Raw genomic sequence first — 4,789 nt, forward strand, 5'->3', positions numbered from 1 at the left:
CGTTCGGAGCCGTGTTTCATGATCAGATACAGGGTTGGTGGTGTTGAGGTTGGGCTACAATTGTAGCTCCGGGTAAAAATACTCCCCGTTTCGCCGCCGAAAAGGAAGCCTTTTTCACCGAAATTTCCAAAAATCCCGGCCCCATTTTCACCAAACGTGATGCTTCTCCGCATCATCGGAGGGCTCCCTCGATCGACCCGGTCAAAACAGATCATCCACCGTTTTGGCCGCCATGATCTTGGCGTGGGTGGTATAGCGCACCTTTTTGAAGGCGCGGCGTCTGGCACCTTTGGCACGGTTCAGGGGAAGATGAAGCTTCCTCGGTTCATCTAGAAGGAGCTTCCAGCCCTTGGTGCATCGCTGCAAACTGCTGATCTTTGCAATCTGAGTGATGGCGTTGACAGGCTTGGCCTCAAACAAGGCGATCCACCGGTCCTGGGTTCCGAACGCAAATGCGAGAGTTCCGTGAATGGGAAATTCTCTTTGCAGTATGACTTCACGGAGTCTCGCCGACGACACGGGCATGATGACGGTGTCGGACATGCTTGCGGCCTTCGCGTTCTTGGTCTTCTGAATCTTGCCGAGCAGCCACGCCATCAGCCCGCCGATCAACGCGACGAGAGCCACCATGATGACATGCTCATAGAGCCAGTCCCAGGCATCTCCCAGCCGCTTCATGAAGGGGTAGGTGACTTTGATGGCCAGCTTTTCCCGCCTGATCTCCAAGGGCAGCAGGGGGCCGCTCGTGTCTTCAAGCAGCAGAGTGGCCAGGAGAACGGCCGAACCTTCGCCCGCTTTCTTGCCGCTCAATTTCCAGTTCCAGGCCGTCTCGCCCGTTGACTTGACTCCTTTGGCTTCGTCTCCTTCGAGCGTCGCCTCCAGTTCATCGGATGGAATCAAGCGCAAGGCCATTCGTTGAGTTACCGGCACCAGCTCCTTGCCTTGGTTGTTTCCCGCACGTGCCGCTTCGCCGGGCATTTGCTCAATGACGGCCGTCACATTCACATGGCTTCGGATTTCAATCTCCTCGGGAAACCTGTATTTCAGGCTGCCACGTCGGAGTTGTTCGAGAACTTCGTCCACACGTTCGGGGCTGTTTTGCTGCACCCTTTGCCTGATCTCGCGCGCATGTTTTTGATCGCGGGTGAGCTCCAGGGTTTGCCAGCCGCCGGTTGGGTCCGTGGCCGGGGTGAAAATCCACATCACCACGTAGTAGAGAAAGACAAAAGGGGCCAGGAGCAACCCAACACACCCCGAGAGCATCTTTTGGGGTGGTGACTCACTGCGGTCACTGGGCGGATGTTGTCCTGATGGGTGATGGGGATACATGCTTCAGGTGGAATCAGTGACGCTCAGAGCGGCGTTGAATGATACGGGGAAGGCTCAGACGATAGGCGCTGTGATGCAGTCCGCCGTGATGAAGGCAGCGTGCTCCTCCGGAGGAAGCGGGAGGCCGGGTGGGGTGATCTTCTGGCCTGCTTTCTCTTTCTCTGCGCAGGCGTGGTTGAGGGCGAGGAGGTGGGTGAGGATGTCGTCGTTCTTGCCCATGCCGTAGGCAGCACGCACGGCGGCGTCGAGAGCGGCGTGCGCATCGCGCAGGGGATTGGCACCGGGCTGCTCCAGGCTGCGGTAGAGGTCGCGCAGGGACCAGCCGAGCTTGTCCATCGTGTCGCGCCGAAGCTGCCGCAGGGCCACCGCCGCGTCCGCCACGGCCCGCATCTGCTTCGGCGTCGGCTCCTGCGGCCACGGGAAGGTGTCGAAGACGGTGTCGCTGGTGTAGCGGAAGTCGCCTTTGAGCGAAGAGCAGCGTGCCTTGAACCATGCAAAGTGAATGCCGCACTGAAGAATCCCAAACGAGTAATCATCAGCCATCGGGAAGACGACAAGCGCGGTGTCCGCATGAATGGCAGAGCTCACAAACTCGAAGATAGGCCTCTTCGTGACGCGCGAGACGGCAACGTATCTCGGAACACTGTTGATGGCGGCAATGGTACCGGGCCGGTAGTCATAGAACTGCCACCACCGTTCTGCGATTCGCGTGTAGCGCGTCACTTCTTTTCCAGTGGCTTTTTGTTCTTCAACCGCTCGTGCCAAGACTGAATCCTTCACATGGGCTTCCAAGCGTTTCCAAGGAAGGTCATAGCTGCGCGCCTCAAACTGATCACGCTTCGCAAAGTCGATGATCGAACGTGTCGGACCGCCCGCTTCGAGCATGTCGCGACCGATCATGTAGGGGAATATTACTTCCTTATTCCTTGGATCGGCATGAATCATGGAACTCGCCTCACCATGAGTGATGAAGAAGCCAGCGTTCACTGGATTCTGTCCGGTAAAGCAAGCCTTGGCATTCTCATTGGCAGACAGAACGATGGCGCTGCCCATATCAGGGCCAATGGAAAGAGAAGGTCCAATCGAAGGGATTTCAAATGTCTCCCATGGGCTGTCCACAGAGTCCCCAAGTTGGAAGATCAGTGTTGCAGGCTCAGCTCCTTTGTCGGCCCCACCATCGGCAGGATTCTTTGTCCAGTTCACGATGGAGACATGGACGGCGGCCTCACCACTCCAGACTTGAGTTGAAACCGCTTCGGTGATGGTGCCACCATTCTCGACGATGTAGTCCAGACTGGCTTCGCGCGTCTCATTCTGACGGATACTGTTGGTGCCGACGAGTCCGGCTCGTCCACCTTCCGGCAGCGTATCATGCGCGAGGCGGAACCAATGCGAGCAGAAGTCGGCCATCTTCGGCACGTCTGAGAAGCGGCCATAGAGTTTGTTGGCATAGTCGTAGCCAAGGTCGAGAGGGATGCGACGTGAGCCAAGATACGGCGGATTGCCGATGATGGCGTCCGCCTTGGGCCACTCCGTGAACAGCGCGTCGGCGCACTGGATTTGTTTGTCGAGGTTGTCGAGCGGCAGCGGGCTTTCGGGCAGGTAGAGGCCGTCGGCGTCGCTGAGTTTCTCCGCCTCCAGCACCTCGAGTTCTTTGGCGAGGGTGAGGGTGACGCGGGCGATCTCAACGGCAGTGGGCAGCACGTCCATGCCGAAGAGCTGCAAGGGCGTGACGGCGGAGACGAGGTTGTCATGCGGCTCCCCGGCCTCCCGCAGGCGCAGGAGGATGTCGCGCTCCAATCTCTTCAACACGCGGTAGGCGAGGTAGAGGAAGTTGCCGGAGCCGCAGGCGGGATCGAGCACGCGGTAGAGGCGGAGCTGCTTGAGGCATTCCCGCAGCTTGTTGCGATGTTTGCCGCAGGCGTCGATGCGCTCGCGCCACGGGCGGGCGATGGTGGGCTCGATGACCTTGTTGATGTCCACCTCGGAGGTGAAGTGCGCGCCGTAGGCATGGCGCTCTCCGGCATCCATGCTGTGCTGGAACAGGGTGCCGAAGATTTCCGGGCGGACTTGGGACCAGTCCTGATCGGCGGCGCGGCGGAGGCGCTCCAGCTCGCCCTGCTTCAGTTCGATGGGGTCCACTTTGCTGAAGAGGCCGCCATTGAAGTAAGGAACGCCTTTGAACCGGCCGCCGTCGGCCTTGACGGTGTTGTTCATCTGCTGGAACAGGCCGCCGAAGACATCGTAGCTGTTGGCCTCCTTGCGCAGGCATTCGTCGAGAAGCTGGGTGACGATCTGGTTCGGCAGGAGGTTCAAATCCTCCGAGACGTAGCTGACGAGCATCTGCAGGATGAAGCGCTGCGCGCGGGCACGCTCGATGCGCTCGTTCACGGGCCGGTCGGCGATGAGGGAGCGGAAGACGTGGGCGAGATGATCCGCCGCATTGCGCGTGACGGTGACGCGGTTGTTCTCGAACAGGGGCTCAACCTGATGGCGGAAGAGGAAGCCGAGGGAGAGGTAGCGCTTTGGCAGCTCGCTGATGCGGATGCGATCGACGGGATCAAAGAGCTGCTCGTTGAAGTCGTAGATCCAAAGCTCGTCGAAATTGCACAGGATGGCGAAGGGCGGACGCTTCGGGACGATGTGGCTCCAATAATAGAAGAGCTGGTCGTAGTGCTTCTCCAGCTTCTCACCACGGGACTTCATCTCGATGAGCACGCGGCCGGGCCAGAGGAGGTCGGCGAACTTCACGCCGCCCTTGAGCTTTGGCGCGGAGGCGAGGTCATCCCCGGAGAAGAGGGAGAGCTGGGAGGAACCGGGCTTCTTGGCCACGCGATACTCGAAGGTGGCCCCGGCTTCCTTGGCCCCATCATGCCCGAGGGCACGGAACAGGCGGTCGAGGAAAATCTGCGCTTCGCTTTTTTCATCACCCTGCAACGTCTTCACGAAGTCGAGGAAGGGCGGAAGGAGCGTCTTGGCTTCGGCGGAGGTCATGCGGGAGCCCTTTTTACGAGAGGAGCAAGAGCAGGGTCAAGCAGGGATGCGGAATGGTGGTGGGCTGATTGATTCACCGCGGCAGGCTGCCTTCGGCTGAGGTGCTTTCCGCCGCAGGCCGTCACGCTGGTGCGGGGCCTCCAACCTCTCTCACCGCCGCCAGAGGATGGAAGGCTGGATCTGGCCCCGCGTGCCCCTGCCGAAGACCGCCAAAGTCCTCCAGGCCGGAGCCGCCCTCGGCCGCCAGATCGCCGCCCTGCTCGATCCCGAAATGCCCGTCGAAGGCGTCACCACCCTGAAAGTCCACCCCACCTCAAAGGCCTCGGCGAGCTGGCCGTAAGTAATGGGGCCATTCCTGGCCCCTCTCAGCCACGGGGCAAGAATGCCCCGATTACAGCCCCCGACCTCGCCATCGCCGCCCGCTGGGGTTACGCGGGCCAAGGCGGCGTCACCATGCCCGGCCCCG

The 4,789-nt window shown here is 60.3% G+C and carries 4 protein-coding genes; 1 reads left to right on the forward strand and 3 read right to left on the reverse strand.

Going from position 1 to position 4,789, the window contains the following annotated elements:
* From IAE77_RS00340 to IAE77_RS00350, 3 genes are all read right to left on the reverse strand, one after another.
* Window positions 1-215 (reverse strand): hypothetical protein (locus tag IAE77_RS00340; RefSeq protein WP_294219663.1); only part of this gene is annotated, 215 nt, incomplete at its 3' end.
* Window positions 202-1,329, reverse strand: coding sequence for a hypothetical protein (locus IAE77_RS00345; protein WP_294219664.1), 1,128 nt, complete (start codon window positions 1,327-1,329; stop codon window positions 202-204). The genes IAE77_RS00340 and IAE77_RS00345, both read right to left, overlap by 14 nt.
* Window positions 1,330-1,383: 54 nt before the next feature.
* A complete protein-coding gene (locus IAE77_RS00350) occupies window positions 1,384-4,323 on the reverse strand; it encodes a DNA methyltransferase (RefSeq protein WP_294219665.1) in 2,940 nt (979 codons plus the stop codon).
* A gap of 190 nt (window positions 4,324-4,513) precedes the next feature.
* Here IAE77_RS00350 and IAE77_RS00355 point away from each other — a divergent pair, with 190 nt between their 5' ends.
* The gene (locus IAE77_RS00355; protein ID WP_294219666.1) at window positions 4,514-4,663 is read left to right on the forward strand and encodes a hypothetical protein; all 150 of its coding nucleotides are present in this window, start codon (window positions 4,514-4,516) and stop codon (window positions 4,661-4,663) included.
* The last annotated feature ends 126 nt before the right edge of the window (window positions 4,664-4,789 follow it).

Origin of the sequence: Prosthecobacter sp., assembly GCF_014879935.1 — a bacterium.
GTDB lineage: Bacteria > Verrucomicrobiota > Verrucomicrobiia > Verrucomicrobiales > Verrucomicrobiaceae > Prosthecobacter.